Consider the following 306-nt stretch of genomic DNA (forward strand, 5'->3'; position numbering starts at 1 on the left):
GGATTCTGGTAACGATTCACAGGTAATAAAAGATGAAATCGATGGCATTCTATTTCACGAAGTAACTCATGGTTATAATTATTCTCCAACTACTGGAGGAACCTATGATGGATCTTCTCCTTTTTGGGCATATACTGAAGGTATAGCAGATGGTGTAAGAATTTATGCAGGATTTCATCAAACCAGAACTCCAGATGTTAATAATTCCAGAAAATGGTTGGGTGGATACACTACAACAGGGTTTTTTCTACAGTATGTTACCCTAAAATATGACAAGAATTTTATCTATAAATTTAATAAGGCAGC

1 protein-coding gene is annotated in these 306 nt (G+C 35.0%); it reads left to right on the plus strand.

The window, feature by feature from the left end; all coding sequences use genetic code 11:
- The coding region (locus Z054_RS0125650) for a basic secretory protein-like protein (RefSeq protein ID WP_024772861.1) at positions 1-306 on the plus strand (306 nt) is incomplete at both ends.

The organism is Aquimarina macrocephali JAMB N27 (assembly GCF_000520995.1).
GTDB lineage: Bacteria > Bacteroidota > Bacteroidia > Flavobacteriales > Flavobacteriaceae > Aquimarina > Aquimarina macrocephali.